The organism is Achromobacter sp. Marseille-Q0513 (genome assembly GCF_018195695.1).
GTDB lineage: Bacteria > Pseudomonadota > Gammaproteobacteria > Burkholderiales > Burkholderiaceae_B > Achromobacter.
In genome coordinates this window covers 79,556-95,074 of record NZ_JAGTJY010000003.1, presented here as the reverse complement: position 1 = coordinate 95,074, position 15,519 = coordinate 79,556, and the positions used below count along the sequence as shown (strand labels likewise).

Genomic DNA, 15,519 nt, shown 5'->3' with positions numbered 1-15,519 from the left:
GGTGGGCTATCAATACCCGCGATTGCGTTCCACCACGCCGCTGATCGGCTCGCCGCGCATCAGCTGCGCGACCTTGGCCGCGATCTGGGCGATGCTCTCGTCGCGCAGCGTGCGCGCGGCGATGTGCGGCGTCACATGGACACGGGGATCGCGCCAGAAAGGATGGTCCTTCGGCAAGGGTTCGGTGCGGAACACGTCCAGCGTGGCGCCGGCGATCTCGCCCTCTTCCAGCATCTCGACCAGGTCTTCCTCGACCAGGTGGTCGCCGCGGCCGACGTTGACCAGGTGCGCGTCCGGCAACAGTTGCGACAAGGTATCGCGGTTGAGAATACCCACGGTATCCGGCGTCAGCGGCAGCACGTTCACCAGGAAGCGGGTGCGGGCCAGGAACGCCGACAGCGCCTGCTCGCCGGCATAGGATTGCACGCCGGGCAGATCCCGCGGCGTGCGCGACCAGCCAGCCACCGGATAGCCGAACCCGGCCAAGGTCTGCGCCACGCGCGCGCCCACCTGGCCCAATCCCAGCACGCCCACCGGCCAATCCGCCGGGCGCGTGCCTTCGCGCGTGTCCCAATGCTGACGCGCCTGGGCTTCGTCGAAGGCCTGGAAATCGCGCGACACGCGCAGCAACGCATACAACGCGTACTCGGCCATCTGCACCGACATGCCGGCGTCTTCCAGCCGCACGATGCGGACTTGCGGCGGAATCTCTTTCATCTTGAGCAGCGCGTCCACGCCCGCGCCCAGGTTGAACAGCGTCCTGATGCCCGGCTCATGCGCGAACAACTCGGCCGGCGGACGCCAGACCAGGGCGGCCTCGGCGCCGGAAGGCGGACCTTCCGGGTCCCATACGGAAATGCGGCAACCGGGCATGGCCGCCTGCAGGCGCGGCACCCAGGCGTCGGGATCGTGTAGCGGACAAGCGAAGAGAATGTGCATGAAGGATCGTCCAGCGCTGAGCAATGGGCAAGGTGCAAGCATGCGGCAAGGTGCCGCACAAATCAAACGGCCCGGCGGAATACTCCGCCGGGCCGTCTTCCCTGCCGCCTCGAACCGCTTCAGGCCGCTGGCGCGACTTCGGGCTTGTCCTTGGACTTGCCACGACGCAGGAAGGCCCAGACCTGCAGCAGGATCAGCAAGGCGCTGGCGCCGATGAACCAGGCGCTGATGGGCCGCTGGACGAACACCATCAGATCGCCGCGCGACAGCAGCAGCGCGCGCCGGAAGTTCTCTTCCACCATCGGGCCGAGCACGAAGCCCAGCAGAATGGGCGCCACCGAAAACTCCAGTGTCATCAGCACGGCGCCGATCACCCCGAACGCCAGCACTTCCCAGATCTGGAACAGGCTGTTCTGGGTACTGAATACGCCGACCGCGATAAAGAACAGGGCCGACGGAAACAGGTAGCGGTAAGGCACCTGCAGCAGTTTCACCCAGACGCCGATCAACGGCACGTTCAGCACCATCAGCAGTACGTTGCCGACCCAGAAGCTGGCGATCAGGCCCCAGAAGATGTCCGGATGCTCGGTGATGAGCTGCGGACCGGGCTGGATGCCCTGGATCAGCAGCGCGCCCAGGATCAGCGCCATCACCGCGTCGCCGGGTATGCCCAGGCTCATGGTGGGGATGAAGTCCACCTGCGTCTTGGAGTGCGAGGACGCCTCGGGCGAGGCCACGCCCGCGATCATGCCGGTGCCGAATTTCTCCGGCGTCTTGGAGATCTTGCGCTCCAGCGCGTAGGCCACGAAGGTGGTGATGGTGGGGCCGGTGCCCGGCATGGCGCCGAACAGCGTGCCCACCAGCGTGCCGCGCACCATCGGCATGAACGCGGTCTTGAGTTCCTGCTTGCTGGGCCGCATGTCGCGCAGGCGCAGCTTGGCGCCGCTGCCGATGATCGTCATGCGGTTCACGCTCATCAGGAAGTCGGCCACGCCGAACAGGCCCATCGAGATCGCCACCAGCTCCAGGCCGTCGGACAGGTCCAGCAGGCCGAACGAGAAGCGGATGGTGCCGGTGTTCACGTCGGTGCCGACCACGCCGCACATCAGGCCGAACAGCGTCATCGCCACGCCCTTCAACGGCGAACCCCGAGACATGGTGGCGCCGGCCAGCAGGCCCAGCAGCATGATGGAGAAAATCTCCGTCGGTCCGAACTTGAACGCCACCTCCACCAGCAGCGGCGAGGCGAAGATCATGACGATGATGCCCACCGATGCCGCGAAGAACGAGCAGATCATGGTGATGCCCAGCGCGGTGCCGCCCTTGCCCTGCTTGGTCAGCGGATAGCCATCCAGGCAGGTGACCGCGTGCGGCGGGTGCGAAGGCAGGTTCAGCAGGATCGCGCCGATGGCGCCGCCGTACTGCGAACCGTAGAAGATGCCGGCCAGCATCAGGATGGCCGGCACCGGCTGCATCACATAGGTGAGCGGCAGCAGGATCGAGATCGCCGACAGCGCGCCCATGCCAGGCAGCACGCCGATGAGGTTGCCCACCAGCACGCCGAAGAACGACCACATCAGGTTGTGTAACTGGAAGGCGACGCCGAAGCCGTACCAGAGGTCCATCAAGGATTGCGAGATCATGGCGCGTCAACCCCAGCGAAAGAGCGGCAGCTGCAATTGCAGCGCCCACCAGAAGACCACGACCGCGATCACCGACATGCCCAAGGCAAGCACCAGGGCCTGCTTGATCGTGTTGTTGCGGTCGCCCAGTGCGGAAATGAAGACGATGGCGAAGGTCGCCGGCAGCAGGCCGCCGTAGTGGCCCAGGCCCAGAAACGCCAAGGTGCCCAGCAGGATGCAGACGCTGCCGCGCAGGTCGGGCAGGCTATGGCTGTGGGCTTCGCCCGGCACAGGCTCGGACGGCGTGCTGGAACGCGCGGAAATGGCGATCAGCACGCCTGTCAGTGCGAGCAGGCCGCCCAACGCGGCGGGAAAGAACCCCGGCCCCATGTGGCTCAGGGTGCCGATGTGGTAGTCGCTGCCGCCGTAGATCGCCCCCAGCCCGATCAAGACCATCAGGGCGCCCCCGTAATAGTCTTTTCTGTTGATTGTTTTCTGCACTTCCATCCTCCTCAAGCAGGACCCGTGCCGGTCCTTGAGACGCCGTCCGAAATGCGCGGCGCCCAGCCCATTGCTGCAGGCTGGAAGTCAGGTTACGCAAGCAAGCTGCGAATCCGCTTTCCATCCGCTGTCGCGCCCCTGAATCCAGGGGTAATCCCTGAGCACGGACGCCAGCCCTTTGAAAGCCGGAGGAAAAACAGGGGGGGTTACTGATCGCCCTTGAGTTCGATCTCGACGGCGCGGGGGTATGGCGACACCGTCGGCGCCAACGGCAGCCACAGCACCGACGCCAGGCCGACGCCGCCCTGGTCGTTGGGCTCTCCGTCACGCAGCTCGATGTCGCCGTCGTTACGGCGCGCATAGGCCCGCGCGATCGCCAGGCCCAGGCCCGAACCCGACGAGGCGGCCTCCGGCCGGTCCGTGCCGACACGCTCGAAACGCGCGAAGGCGCGCGCGCGCAGCTCCGGATCCAGGCCCGGCCCATTGTCGGACACGGCGACTTCGACGCGGCCGTTGGTCCGGCCGACCGAGACCGTGATGCGCGCGCCGGCAGGCGCGTAGTGGATCGCGTTGTGAACCAGGTTGGACAAGGCCTCGTGCAACTCGGCCTCGCTGCCGGACACGGGCAACGACGCATCCACGCCGTCCTCGGCGTCGGCGCAGCTCCAGCCCAGGTCCTGCTGCTTTTCGTGCGCCAGCGGCAGATACTTCAGCACCACTTCGCGCGATACGTCGTTCATGTCCAGCAGTTGGCGCGGCAGGGATTCGGCCTGGTTGGCGTGCGCCAGCGACAGCAGCTGCTCGGTCAGCCGGCGCGTGCGCCCCAGCTGGCCGACGATGGCCCGCAGGCCTTCCTGCGCGCGTGCCGGATCCCGCTCGCGCAGTGCGTATTGCGCCTGCGTCAGCATGATCGCCAGCGGCGTGCGCAGCTGGTGCGAGGCGTCGGCCAGGAACTGCGACTGCTCGTCCAGCACCCGCCGATAGCGCGCGATGTGGTGATTGACGGCATCGACCAGCGGCGCCACTTCGCTCGGCACGCGCGCCGCGTCCAGCGGCGTCAGGTCATCCGGACGGCGGCCGCGGATGTCGGCGCGCAGCCGGCGCAGCGGCTTGAGCGCCCAGGACACTCCCCACCAGACCAGCAGCGCCACCAGCGCCAGCATGCGCGCGTCGCGCAGGATTTCCTGGCGCTGCGCGTTGCTCTCGGCCTCGATGCGCTTGCCCGTGCTTTCCGCCACCATCACCAGCACCTGCCGGTGCATGCCCTGGTAGTACAGGTCGCGCACCACGGCCACCACACGCACGGGATCGTTGCGGTACACACTGTCGTAGAAAATGGGCAGGCCGTTCGAACGCGGCCATTCGGGCGGACGCGGCATCTCGGGCATGCCCAGCAAGGTCTTGCCCTGCTCCGTGGGAACCGGCGCGCCGTCGGGCAACGGCGGATTGATTTCCTCGATGCGGAAGTACTTGCGCAGGCCGGCGCGGGATTCCAGCATGACCTGAGCGTAGAGCGGCGTCGCCACCTGCAGATTGCCCTCGGGCGTGAACTCCAGGCTGCTTTCCAGCACCCGGGCGGGCTCCACCAGGGCGCTGTCGTAGGCCTCGTTGGTGATCGCCGCCAGCGTGCGGTAGTCGTACAGGCTGTCGATGACCAGCAGCGCGATCACGCCCGGCAGCAGCAGGATGATGAGCAGCGCCCGGATGCCGATCCGTGGCGGTCGGGATGGGCGCGCGCCCGCGGCGTCGGATGCGTCGGAATCGGATATGGGTTCTCTCACCACCGGCCTGCTGTTGGAACGGAAGCCCGCCTTCTGGCGGAAAGCGCAATTATGGCACTGGCGCCCTTCGCCGGCGCGAATCCGCCACGGAGATCTTTCAGGCCAGCGGCCCGAGATCCACGGCGCTTTCCTGCTGACAGACCAGCGCGTCGTCATAGAGCGAACAGAACTGGGTCGCGACCTCGTAGGCAATGGACGCGATCAGCGGCGCCAGGCGCGAGGACGGGCTTTCCAGGTAGTAGGCGCAATAGCTGGTGGGCGGAAAGGCCGGCTTGACGTTCAGCACGCGCAGCGTGCCGTTGCGCAGTTCGTTCTGGAGAACGATGGGGGGCAACACCGCGATGCCGATCCCCGCCGTGATCATGCAGACGGTGGTGGCCAGGGAATTGGAGTAGTGGACCAGCGAACGCTCGAACCCGCTTTCGGACAGGTATTCCACCAGGCGGCCATGGTTGTACATCCCGATCTCGTAGGAAATGATGGGATGGCTCAGCAGATCGTCCTTGCCCAGCGTCTGTTCACTGACCTCCATGGCGCCATGCGCGATCCAGAACATGCCGAACGTACACAGGTCCAGCACGCGGTATAGCTCGCGCCTCGGCCCCGGCAGGCCCAGCACCAGGTCCAGCTCGCGCCGCTCCAGGCGCTCGGCCAGCGGACCGGACGTGTCCGTGGTGAGGGCCACGCGGATATGCGGGAACTTGCTGCGCAGCAGTTCCATGATGCCCGCCAGCAAGGTGAACGCCATGCTCGGCACCAGGCCGATCCGTACCGTGTCCTCGACCGTGGCCGCCGGCCGGACCGCCGTCAACAGGCCGCCGTAGCGCGCGACGATATCGCGCGCGCCCTCGACGAACAGCATGCCCTCATGGGTGAGGCGGACTTCGCGCACATCGCGCTCGAAGAGCCGGATGCCCAGCTCCTGCTCCATGACGGCGATGCGATTGGAGATCGCCGCCGGCGTCATGTTCATGCGTTCGGCCGTGGCGCGGAAGTTCTTCAGCTCGGACAGCCAGATCATCGTTTCGAGAAAGCGGATATTCATGCGATTCCGGCATCCCGCGAGGCGATAGGATCATGGCCGTCCTCATAAAAACACCAGGGTCTTTTATAGGCAATCCGATCCGCGGGCAAGAGGACAAATACCCGCCTCCGGCGCGCATCCGGGCTTCAGCGCTTCGTGAGATTGGCCCGCACCTTGACGCTGGCGCCCGAAAGCACTCCCAGCAGCGCGCGGCCATCGCGCACCGAGGCTTCGCGCTCCCTGCCCCGCTCCTGCATCGTCAGTGCCTGCTCGGCCACGGCCAGCGCTTCATCACGCGGAATCACCAGCACGCCGCTTTCGTCGGCCAGGATCGCGTCACCGGGCATGACCACGGCGCCGCCGCAACTCACCGGCACGTTCATGCCGCCGCCCAGGTCGTAGATGCGGGTGGTAATGGGAGCCAGGCCGCGCGCCCAGATCGGAAAATCAGACGCGATGATCTCGGCCAGATCGGTGCAAGGGCCATCGACGATGCCGGCAACGGCGCCCGCCGCCTTGACCGCCACGGTGACGCCGCCGCCCCAGCACGCATACTTGTCGTCACCCAGGCGATCGACCACCAGGATATCGCCGGGCCGCAACAGCCCGGCCGCATGATGCAGCAGCGTCGAATCCGGGCCGGCAATGGCCAGCGTCACCGCCGTGCCGACGACGCGTCGGCCGCCGGGCAGCAGCGGCTGGATCGCGCGGTGCATGAAGCCCTGCAAGCGCCAGTGCCCGACCGTGGCGGTCTCCACGCCGGCCAGCAGGGCCAGCACCTCGGCCGCCACCGGCTCGGGCATATCGCGTATGGTGTACATGCCGGTCTCCTTAGCCGCAAGCGAGGCGGCGGTGTTGCGCCATCGGGATCAAGCCGCGCACACGGGCGATCTGGCCCCGGTCGATCCGGGTGCTGACCAGGCCCACGCCGTCCGACACGCGCGCGATGGTGTGGCCCCAGGGGTCGCACACCAGCGAATGCCCGTAGCAGGCGCGCCGCTCGCCGTCGACCGTCACCGCGCCGGTCTGGCCGCAGGCAATGAAATAGGCCTGCGTCTCGATGGCGCGCGCCTTGGCCAACACCTCCCAGTGGTCCTTGCCGGTCTGCAAAGTGAACGCGGCCGGCAGCACGATGAGGTCGCAGCCCGCTTTCGCCAGGCGCAGGAAGAGTTCCGCGAAGCGGATGTCGTAGCAGATGGCGCAGCCGACCTTCAGGCCGTCGATGTCATAGGTCACGATCTCCCCGCCCGGCTTGACGGAGTCGGACTCCCGGTAGACCGAACCGTCCGGCGCGACGATGTCGAACATGTGGATCTTGCGATACGCGGCGACTTCGCGCCCCGATCGATCGAACACGAAGGACGTGTTCCAGATACGCGCCTCGTTCTCGACCTTTTCCATGATGGTGCCGGCATGGACGAACACGCGGTGCTCGCGGGCGAAATCGCTGGCCATCCGGTAGGCTGCGCCGCCAACCGGCTCGGCCATGGCCAGCTTTTCGGCGACGCTGAGGCCGTAGGCCTCGAAGTATTCCGGCAATACGATGAGATCCGGACCTTCCGCGCGGTACGCCTCTTCCATCAGGGCGCGCGTCTCGTCCAGGTTGCGTGCGCGGTCGGGTTGCGGATTGGTTTGCACCAGGCTGACTTTCATTGCGGTTCTCCTGTCTGATCGGTGGGGGTGGCTCAAGCGGCGACGCCTTCCCGCCTGACGGCGTCGATGAAGCTGGCGATGCCCGCGCGCACGGTCATCGTCTGTGTCGCGATCACCAGCAGGGACGCGCCCTCCTCCCGCGCGAACTGGCGTTCGGCCGCGGTCCAGGCGGGCATGACCCAGGGCTTTCCCGCGTCGCGCGCGGCCTTGGCGATGCGCCGCAGGTCGGCCCGGTCCGCGTCGTTGAATGCATAGGCGCCGCGCCCACGCGCCAACGCCAGGTCGGACGGGCCGGGAAACAGCCCGTCCACCGTATCCAGCGCGATGATCCGTTCGACATCGACCAGGCTTTCCGCCGTTTCGATCATGGCGTAGCACTTGCTGCGGGCGTTTTCCCGGTCGAACGCATCGCTGGCCGGCCGCGCATAGCCGAACACCCTGCCGCTGGTGTAGGAGCGCACGCCCAGCAAGGGGTACTTGGCGGCGCGCGTCACGGCGCGGGCGTGCTCCACGCCCAGCAGATGCGGCACGATCACGCCGTCGGAACCGAAGTCGAGCGCCTGCTGGATGGACTCGGCGTTCGGCGCGAGGATCTTGGTGAGAACCGGCATGCCCAGCGCCTTGGTGTACGCCAGGAACTGGTCCAGCGTCGACAGGTCGAAGGTGCCGTGCTCCAACTCCAGGACCAGCGACTTCACGCCCAGCGTCCGGGCGATTTCAAGATAGCCGTGATGCGGCTGCGACATCCACAAAGCGATGTTTTCCATTTGGCTGCTGCTCCATTGAAAGGGCGGATGAAGAAAGGCATTCATTTGCCAAGCGTGCGGGACAGGCCCAGCGTGCGCTCGATGAGGAACACGACGCACAGCGTGGCGACGATCAACATGACCGAGACGGCGGCGGTCATCGGATCCGTCCGGCTCTCCACGTAGTCAAAAATCTCGACGGGCAGCGTCTTCAAGCGCGGCCCGGTGATGAAGAGCGAAATCACGACTTCGTCGAAGGAGATCAGGAACGACAGCGCGGCGCTGGCGACGAAACCCGGCGCCAGCAGCGGCAAGGTGACGCGACGGAACACCGTCAGCGGCGGCGCGCCCAGCATGGCCGCAGCCTCTTCCACCGATGGCGGCAGCGTGGCGAACGCCGTGGTCATGATGCGCATGACATAGGGCGTGGTGACGACAAGGTGGGCGGCGACCAGCCCGGCATAGGTGCCCAGCAACCCGGCGTTGGCGAACACCAGCAGGATGGCCAGCCCCAGCACGATGGACGGCAGCAGCAACGGCGCGGTGAACAGGCTCAGCAGCGCGTCGCGCCCCGGAAAGCGCCAGCGACGCAGGGCATAGGCCGCCGGCACCCCCACGGCCAGCGACAGCACCGTCACCGCGGCGGCGATGGCCAGGCTGACCCGAAACGCCTGCAGCAGCCTGTCATGGCTGAACATGGCGACATACCAGCGCACACCCCAGCTTTGCGGCGGAAAGACGAGGTAGCTGTCATTGCTGAACGACAGCGGCACGACGATCAGCATCGGCCCGAGCAGGAACAGATACAGGCACAGGACCAGGATCCGGAAGGGGACGGTGATTTTTCCAATCATGGACGCTCTCCTTCTCAGTCGGCGCGGCGCGCGATGCGCGCGTAGCACGCCAGGGCGATGCCGAACAGCAGCAGCACGATGACCGACGTGGCGGCCGCCCTGGGCCATTCCAGCTGGATGACCGCCAGGTCATAGATCTCGGTGGCCAGCAGGAACACCCGGCCGCCGCCCAGCAGCTTGGGCGTGATGAACGAGGACATCGACAGCACGAAGCACAACAGGCAGCCCAACGCGACGCCCGGCATGGTCAGCGGAAACACCACCCGGAAGAAGCGCCGCCAGGCATTGGCGCCCAGCGACGCGGCGGCCTCTTCCAGGTGCGCGTCGAGCCGGCCGAAACCGGAAATGAGCGACAGCGCCATATAGGGAATCAACACCTCGACCAGGCCGACGGTCACGCCGATCCAGCCGTTCACCAGCCGCACTGGCGCTGCAATCAGCCCGGCCGACAACAGAAGGCTGTTGACCAGGCCCTGATCGCCCAGGATGACCATCCAGCCATACGTGCGGACGACCGCGCTGACCAGCAGCGGCGACACCGTGATCACGAACAACAGATTGCGCCGGGCGGGAGACAGCCTGTGCAGGAACAGCGCGATCGGATACGCGCAACACAGCGTGAGGAAGGTCACCAGCAGCGACAGGAACAGGGAATTGCCCAGCAGCTCCAGGCTGAAGCGGTCGGTCAGGAAGCTGGCATAGCTGGCCAGGGAATATTCCCCCGTCAGCACCCCGGCGCGGCTTTCCATGAAGGAAATCTGGCCCAGCCGGAATACGGGCAACAGGAAGACGGCCAGGTTGACGACGGCCATCGGCGCCAGCAAGGCCAACGCGACGACGGCGAAGCGGGGCTGCCCGGCGCGGCGCGCGAGCGTATCGGCAAGCGCGCTCATCGTGTCTCGCCTTCGAAAACGATCATGTCCTGCGGCGTCCACTCGCACAGCACCTTGTCGCCCACGGCCACCTTGTGACCGCCGCTGGCGGTATGGACTTCCGCCTTCAGCTCGGCAACGCCGATATCGATGCCGTACTGCACGACATCCCCGATATAGGTCACATGCCGCACGCTGCCATGAGCGCTGTTGGTTGCCACGCTAACCAGCGACCGGTCCCTGTCGCTGGTGACGTGGACACGGTGCGGCCGGATGACAATCTTGGCCCTGCCGCGCCGCAGGCCTCGTGTGTCGCAGCGATACACGCCGTCTCCCAGGCGCACCGCGCCCTCCGCTTCGATCACCCCGTCCAGCACGTTGGTGCGGCCGACGAAATCGGCGACGAACAACGTGGCGGGCCGCTCGTAGATATCCTGGGGCGTGCCCAGCTGCGCCAGCCGGCCACCCGCCATCACGCCCACCACATCGCACATGGTCAAGGCCTCGACCTGATCGTGCGTCACGAACACCGTGGTGATGCCGAGCCGCTGCTGGATGTCGCGGATCTCGAGCCGCATCTCGTCGCGCAGCTTGGCGTCAAGGTTGGACAGGGGCTCGTCCAGCAGCAGGATGCGCGGCCGGATGACCAGCGCGCGGGCCAGCGCCACCCGTTGCTGCTGCCCGCCGGACATTTCCCTGGGTCTGCGCGGGCCGTATCCGGGCAGGCGCACCATCTCCAGCGCCTCGTCCACGCGCGCCTGGATGTCCGACTTGCCCATGCCGCGCATTTCCAGGCCGAAGGCGACGTTCTGCGCCACCGACATATGCGGGAACAGCGCGTAGTTCTGGAACACCAGGCCGATGTCGCGCTGGTGCGGCGGCTTGAGCGAGATATCGTCGCCGCCCACCCGGATATGACCGGACGTCACGGACAGCAGGCCCGCGATCATGCGCAGGGTCGTGGTCTTGCCACAGCCGGACGGGCCCAGCAGGCCCAGCAACTTGCCGCGCGGCAAGGCCAGATGCAGCGCATCGACCGCGGCCTGGTGGCCGGCATAGCGCTTGGTCACGCCTTCAAGCTGAAGATAGGCTGGTTCGCCGGCGTCCGTGCCGGCCGCCTCGCGCGTCGTCCGCGCGTCCATGTCCGCCATTTGCATGTTTGCTCGCCCTGTCAGGAAGAAACGGGAAGAAGGTGCGCGGACCGGTGTGTCCGCGAACGGATCATTCAGCGGCTGGCGGGAATGATCTGGCGCCGCCACGGCCGCAGCATGCTTTCCCGCATGTCGCCGATGCTCATCCAGTCCACCGGAATGAGCTTGGCGCGCTGGTCCGGATCCATCATCGGAATGCGGGCGCGGGTCGCCTCGTCGACCTCGGCCCGTGTATTGGTGGGCGCATAGAACATGGTCCGGGCGAAGTTCGCCTGCGCCTCGGGACTCAGGGCGTATTGGATGAAGGCGAGCGTGGCGGCCGGTTCGGGCGCGTGGGCGATGGCGCCGATCACGTTGATCTGCGAGGCCGAACCCTCTACCGGGCTGACGGACCGGAGACGGCCGTCCGTCTGGTCGTAGTAGTACTGGGAACGGGCGTTGTAGCCAATCGACAAGGTGGACGTGCCATTGGCCACCAACGTATAGGCGTCGGGCTTGGGCTCCCAGGTCTGGACCGCAGGCGCCAGCTTGACCAGCTTGTCCACGCCTGGCTGGATCGTTTTCTTGTAGTCGCGCTCACCCGCCATGCGGTTGGCGATGATGGTCAGGAGTATGGCCTGGATGTCGCCACCGCCCTGCGCGGGAATCGTCACCCGGCCCTTCTGCTGCGGATCCCAGAAGGCCTCCCAGCTGCGGGGCGCTTCGGTGAAGGCGTCGCGGTCGTAGATGAGCGTCAGGGTGTCGTAGGTCAGCGGAATCGCGGCGGCGCCCAGGTCCTTGCCCAGGTCGGCCAGATCGGCATAGGCGGGAATCCGGGCGAGATCCAGCTCGGCCAGCAGCCCCTCGTCCCTGGCGATCTTGGCCACCGACAGGTCGACGATGACGACGTTGGCCTGCGGTGAACGCTTTTGCGCGCGCAGATTGCCCAGCGCGGCGGCGGCGTTCTGGACACCGGCGTAGACGACCGAGATGTCCGGGTGCGCCTGCATGAACGGCTCGATCACCGCCTTGACGTAGTTCTGTTCGAACGCGCCCCGGTATCCCATGACGGTGATATTGGCGGCTTGCGCGGTCGCCCACGCCACGCTGGCGGCGGACAGGCAAAATGCGGCGGCGGCCGCGCGCGATGAGCGTGTCATTGTCTCCCCCCTTGTTCGGGTCCGTCAGGACCTCGCTTGGAGACAAAGATAGGACAGGCCCTTCGGGCCGGTCCAACGGGGAATTCTGTACGCCTGTTTGAAAAAACTTTAGGCGCCGGACGCGCAGGTCATCCGGCTGGCAAGCGGGGCGCGGGCCGTCCCGGCCCGCCGCTCAGTTGCCCTCGGCGGGCGCGGCGGCCACGCTTTCCAGCATGTAGCCCAGCCCGCGCACCGTGACGATGCGCACGTCGCTGCCCGCCAGTTTCTTGCGCAGCCGGTGCAGCACCACCTCGATGGCATCCGGGTTCGCTTCGCTGTCGTGGGTGAAGACCTTGCCGAACAGCTGCGACTTGTCCACCGGATAGCCGCTGCGGGTCAGCAGCGCTGCCAGGGCGGCGTGCTCGCGCGGGGTCAGGAACAGCAGGGAGCCGTCCAGCGTGAAGGCGCGGCTTTCGCTGTCGTAGGACAGCGAACCGCATTGCAGCCGGGGATGCTGGCGGCCGCGGCTGCGCCGCACCAGGGCGGTCAGGCGGGCTTCCAGCTCTTCCAGGGCGAAGGGCTTGGTCAGGAAGTCGTCGGCGCCCAGGTTCAGGCCGCGGACGCGGTCCTGCAGCGCGCCCTGGGCGGTCAGCAGCAGCACCGGCGTGCGGTCGTCGCGGTTGCGCATTTCGCGCAGCACCACCAGGCCGTGCTTGTCCGGCAGGCGCAAATCCATGACGATGGCGTCGTACTCGTTGCCGGCCATGAAGGCTTCGGCGCTGCGGGCGTCCGCTGCGTGGTCGGGCACGAAGCCGCTCTGGGCGAGCGCGCGCATCAGCCAGGACGCCATGTCCCGTTCGTCTTCAACCAACAATATGCGCATGACCGTCCGTTCCTTCGGGCAAGTTCTCAGCAGCCCGCTGGCCATGCACGCGCTGGCGCAGGTAGCGGGTTTCGTGATGACGCCGGAAGAGTATGGCAGATAGCTCGTTCAACGCCTGGGTATAGACATCGCGCTTGAACTCGATGACGGCGTCCAGCGGCACCCAATACTGGCTCCAGCGCCAGGCGTCGAATTCGGGATGCTGCGTCGCGCGCAGGCATACGTCGCTGTCGCGTCCGATCAGGCGCAGCAGAAACCAAATCTGCTTTTGTCCTTTATAGTGGCCCCGCCACTCACGCCGGACGAAATGATCTGGCACGTTATAACGTAACCAATCTCGTGTACGCCCCAAAATACGGACATGCTCGGGCTTCAAGCCCACCTCTTCATGGAGCTCGCGATACATGGCCTGCACCGGGCTTTCGCCGTACTTGATGCCACCCTGAGGGAACTGCCAAGCATGTTCCCTGATCCGCTTGCCCCAAAAGACCTCGTTCCTGCCATTGACGAGAATGATGCCGACATTGGGGCGGTAGCCTTCGCGATCAAGCATGGGCCACCCCCACCGAATTCAATACAATTACAGTCGATTATACGTATCTGCAGCCACCTTTAACCATGCGCGCATCTACCTACCACCTCAATACCCTCAAAGAAGCCCCCTCCGAAGCCGAAGTCGCCAGCCATCAGCTGATGACGCGGGCCGGCATGATCCGCAAGCTGGCCGGAGGCATCTACACCTACATGCCCCTGGGGCTGAAGGTCATCCGCAAGATCGAGGCCATCGTCCGTGACGAGATGAACGCCGCCGGCGCCCTGGAGCTGCTGATGCCGGTGGTCCAGCCAGCCGAACTCTGGCAGGAATCGGGCCGCTGGGAGCAGTACGGCGCCGAACTGCTGCGCATCAAGGACCGCCACCAGCGCGATTTCGTGCTGCAGCCCACGTCCGAGGAAGTCATCACCGACATCGCGCGCAACGAGATCCACAGCTACCGCCAGCTGCCGGTGAACTTCTATCACATCCAGACCAAGTTCCGGGACGAGCGCCGTCCCCGCTTCGGCCTGATGCGCGGCCGCGAATTCACCATGAAGGACGCCTACTCCTTCGACCGCGACGAAGCCGGCGCCCAGCGCAGCTACGACACGATGTACGCCGCCTACATGCGCATCTTCAGCCGTCTGGGCCTGGAGTTCCGCGCCGTGGCGGCCGATACCGGCTCCATCGGCGGCACCCGCAGCCATGAATTCCAGGTCATCGCCGAAACCGGCGAGGACCTGCTGGTCTACAACAGCGACTCCGAATACGCGGCCAACATCGAGCTGGCCGAGGCGCCCAACCTGTACCCGGTGCGCGGCGAGGCCCGCCAGCCCATGGCAGAAGTGGCCACCCCCGGCGCGGCCAAGTGCGAGGACGTGGCCAAGCTGCTCGGCATCCCGCTGGAACAGACCGTCAAATCCATCGTCCTGGCCACCGAAGGCGACAAGGGCCAGGTCCAGATCTGGCTGCTGATGCTGCGCGGCGATCACGAGCTGAACGAGATCAAGGCCGGCAAGCTGCCCGGCCTGGCGGGCTTCCGCTTCGCCACCGAAAGCGAGATCGTCGAGCATTTCGGCTGCAAGCCCGGCTATCTGGGCCCGGTCGGCACCGCCAAGCCGGTCCGCGTCGTGGCCGACCGCACGGTCGCCCACATGGCGGATTTCGTCTGCGGCGCCAACAAGGAAGACTTCCATATCCAGGGCGTGAACTGGGGCCGCGACCTGCCCGAGCCCGAGCAGGTCGCCGACCTGCGCAACGTGGTCGCCGGCGACCCCTCGCCGGACGGCAAGGGCACGCTTTCCATCATGCGCGGCATCGAAGTCGGACACGTCTTCTATCTGGGCAAGAAGTACTCCGAGGCCCTCAAGGCCACGTTCCTGGACGAGACCGGCAAGCCCGCCACGCTGGAAATGGGCTGCTACGGCATCGGCGTGACCCGCATCGTGGGCGCCGCCATCGAGCAGAACCACGACGCCCGCGGCATCATCTGGCCGCGCGCCATCGCCCCCTTCGAAGTGGTGATCTGCCCGGTTGGCTGGGGTAAAAGTGAAACGGTGCGTGACACCGCCCAGAAGCTCTACGAATCGCTGCTGGCGCGCGGCGTGGACGTCATCCTGGACGACCGCGACGCCCGTCCCGGCGTCATGTTCGCCGAGTGGGAACTGATCGGTGCGCCGCTGCGCGTAACAGTTGGAGAACGCGGCCTGAACGACGGTGTGGTGGAATTGCAGGCCCGTCGGGAAACCGAAGCGGTCAAGATTCCGGTACAGTCCGCGCTTGAGCAAGTGCTGGCAAAGCTGGACACGCTCTAACCCTATAGTTACTACGGACTTTTCGC

At 66.4% G+C, this 15,519-nt stretch carries 15 protein-coding genes; 1 reads left to right on the top strand and 14 read right to left on the bottom strand.

Annotated elements, in window-relative coordinates; all coding sequences use genetic code 11:
- Window positions 1-9: 9 nt before the first annotated feature.
- The 14 genes from KDH83_RS01795 to KDH83_RS01730 all read right to left on the bottom strand — a co-directional run bounded on the left by KDH83_RS01795 (window position 10) and on the right by KDH83_RS01730 (window position 13,697).
- The gene (locus KDH83_RS01795; RefSeq protein WP_212312409.1) at window positions 10-939 is read right to left on the bottom strand and encodes a glyoxylate/hydroxypyruvate reductase A; all 930 of its coding nucleotides are present in this window, start codon (window positions 937-939) and stop codon (window positions 10-12) included.
- A 119-nt stretch (window positions 940-1,058) separates the two neighbouring features.
- Entirely contained in the window at window positions 1,059-2,582 is a 1,524-nt protein-coding gene (locus tag KDH83_RS01790) for a tripartite tricarboxylate transporter permease (RefSeq protein WP_212312407.1), read from the bottom strand.
- Between the two features lie 6 nt (window positions 2,583-2,588).
- The gene (locus KDH83_RS01785) at window positions 2,589-3,068 is read right to left on the bottom strand and encodes a tripartite tricarboxylate transporter TctB family protein (RefSeq protein WP_212312405.1); all 480 of its coding nucleotides are present in this window, start codon (window positions 3,066-3,068) and stop codon (window positions 2,589-2,591) included.
- Window positions 3,069-3,268: 200 nt separating this feature from the next.
- Window positions 3,269-4,774 (bottom strand): sensor histidine kinase, encoded by a 1,506-nt coding sequence (locus KDH83_RS01780; protein WP_212312433.1) that lies wholly within the window; start codon window positions 4,772-4,774, stop codon window positions 3,269-3,271.
- A gap of 166 nt (window positions 4,775-4,940) precedes the next feature.
- Window positions 4,941-5,888, bottom strand: a complete 948-nt coding sequence (locus KDH83_RS01775; RefSeq protein WP_212312403.1) for a LysR family transcriptional regulator — start codon at window positions 5,886-5,888, stop codon at window positions 4,941-4,943.
- A 125-nt stretch (window positions 5,889-6,013) separates the two neighbouring features.
- Window positions 6,014-6,688, bottom strand: coding sequence for an RraA family protein (locus tag KDH83_RS01770; protein ID WP_249204757.1), 675 nt, complete (start codon window positions 6,686-6,688; stop codon window positions 6,014-6,016).
- 10 nt (window positions 6,689-6,698) lie between these two features.
- The gene (locus KDH83_RS01765) at window positions 6,699-7,520 is read right to left on the bottom strand and encodes a carbon-nitrogen hydrolase family protein (RefSeq protein ID WP_212312401.1); all 822 of its coding nucleotides are present in this window, start codon (window positions 7,518-7,520) and stop codon (window positions 6,699-6,701) included.
- A 32-nt stretch (window positions 7,521-7,552) separates the two neighbouring features.
- On the bottom strand, window positions 7,553-8,287 hold the full coding sequence (locus KDH83_RS01760) for an aldolase/citrate lyase family protein (protein ID WP_212312399.1): 735 nt from the start codon (window positions 8,285-8,287) through the stop codon (window positions 7,553-7,555).
- A gap of 41 nt (window positions 8,288-8,328) precedes the next feature.
- Window positions 8,329-9,120: an ABC transporter permease gene (locus KDH83_RS01755; protein WP_212312397.1), complete on the bottom strand. Its 792-nt coding sequence runs from the start codon at window positions 9,118-9,120 to the stop codon at window positions 8,329-8,331.
- 14 nt (window positions 9,121-9,134) lie between these two features.
- A complete protein-coding gene (locus KDH83_RS01750; RefSeq protein ID WP_212312395.1) occupies window positions 9,135-10,013 on the bottom strand; it encodes an ABC transporter permease in 879 nt (292 codons plus the stop codon).
- Entirely contained in the window at window positions 10,010-11,143 is a 1,134-nt protein-coding gene (locus tag KDH83_RS01745) for an ABC transporter ATP-binding protein (protein ID WP_249204756.1), read from the bottom strand. The genes KDH83_RS01750 and KDH83_RS01745 overlap by 4 nt, the downstream gene beginning before the upstream one ends.
- A 74-nt stretch (window positions 11,144-11,217) precedes the next feature.
- Entirely contained in the window at window positions 11,218-12,282 is a 1,065-nt protein-coding gene (locus KDH83_RS01740) for an extracellular solute-binding protein (RefSeq protein ID WP_212312393.1), read from the bottom strand.
- A 172-nt stretch (window positions 12,283-12,454) separates the two neighbouring features.
- Window positions 12,455-13,144, bottom strand: coding sequence for a response regulator (locus KDH83_RS01735; protein ID WP_103272456.1), 690 nt, complete (start codon window positions 13,142-13,144; stop codon window positions 12,455-12,457).
- On the bottom strand, window positions 13,125-13,697 hold the full coding sequence (locus tag KDH83_RS01730) for an RNA pyrophosphohydrolase (RefSeq protein ID WP_103272455.1): 573 nt from the start codon (window positions 13,695-13,697) through the stop codon (window positions 13,125-13,127). Before KDH83_RS01730 ends, KDH83_RS01735 begins: the two co-directional genes overlap by 20 nt.
- A 65-nt stretch (window positions 13,698-13,762) precedes the next feature.
- On the opposite strand from KDH83_RS01730, the gene KDH83_RS01725 reads away from it, so the two are divergent.
- Complete coding sequence (locus tag KDH83_RS01725; protein WP_212312392.1) at window positions 13,763-15,493, top strand: proline--tRNA ligase; 1,731 nt, start codon at window positions 13,763-13,765, stop codon at window positions 15,491-15,493.
- Window positions 15,494-15,519 lie beyond the last annotated feature (26 nt).

Bases quoted from the DNA above. Each gene is read 5' to 3' on its own strand.
- KDH83_RS01725 (WP_212312392.1), top strand. From the start codon at position 13,763: ATGCGCGCATCTACCTACCACCTCAATACCCTCAAAGAAGCCCCCTCC.
- KDH83_RS01750 (WP_212312395.1), bottom strand. From the start codon at position 10,013: ATGAGCGCGCTTGCCGATACGCTCGCGCGCCGCGCCGGGCAGCCCCGC.
- KDH83_RS01755 (WP_212312397.1), bottom strand. From the start codon at position 9,120: ATGATTGGAAAAATCACCGTCCCCTTCCGGATCCTGGTCCTGTGCCTG.
- KDH83_RS01775 (WP_212312403.1), bottom strand. From the start codon at position 5,888: ATGAATATCCGCTTTCTCGAAACGATGATCTGGCTGTCCGAGCTGAAG.
- KDH83_RS01765 (WP_212312401.1), bottom strand. From the start codon at position 7,520: ATGAAAGTCAGCCTGGTGCAAACCAATCCGCAACCCGACCGCGCACGC.
- KDH83_RS01790 (WP_212312407.1), bottom strand. From the start codon at position 2,582: ATGATCTCGCAATCCTTGATGGACCTCTGGTACGGCTTCGGCGTCGCC.
- KDH83_RS01730 (WP_103272455.1), bottom strand. From the start codon at position 13,697: ATGCTTGATCGCGAAGGCTACCGCCCCAATGTCGGCATCATTCTCGTC.
- KDH83_RS01735 (WP_103272456.1), bottom strand. From the start codon at position 13,144: ATGCGCATATTGTTGGTTGAAGACGAACGGGACATGGCGTCCTGGCTG.
- KDH83_RS01770 (WP_249204757.1), bottom strand. From the start codon at position 6,688: ATGTACACCATACGCGATATGCCCGAGCCGGTGGCGGCCGAGGTGCTG.
- KDH83_RS01795 (WP_212312409.1), bottom strand. From the start codon at position 939: ATGCACATTCTCTTCGCTTGTCCGCTACACGATCCCGACGCCTGGGTG.
- KDH83_RS01785 (WP_212312405.1), bottom strand. From the start codon at position 3,068: ATGGAAGTGCAGAAAACAATCAACAGAAAAGACTATTACGGGGGCGCC.
- KDH83_RS01760 (WP_212312399.1), bottom strand. From the start codon at position 8,287: ATGGAAAACATCGCTTTGTGGATGTCGCAGCCGCATCACGGCTATCTT.
- KDH83_RS01740 (WP_212312393.1), bottom strand. From the start codon at position 12,282: ATGACACGCTCATCGCGCGCGGCCGCCGCCGCATTTTGCCTGTCCGCC.
- KDH83_RS01745 (WP_249204756.1), bottom strand. From the start codon at position 11,143: ATGGCGGACATGGACGCGCGGACGACGCGCGAGGCGGCCGGCACGGAC.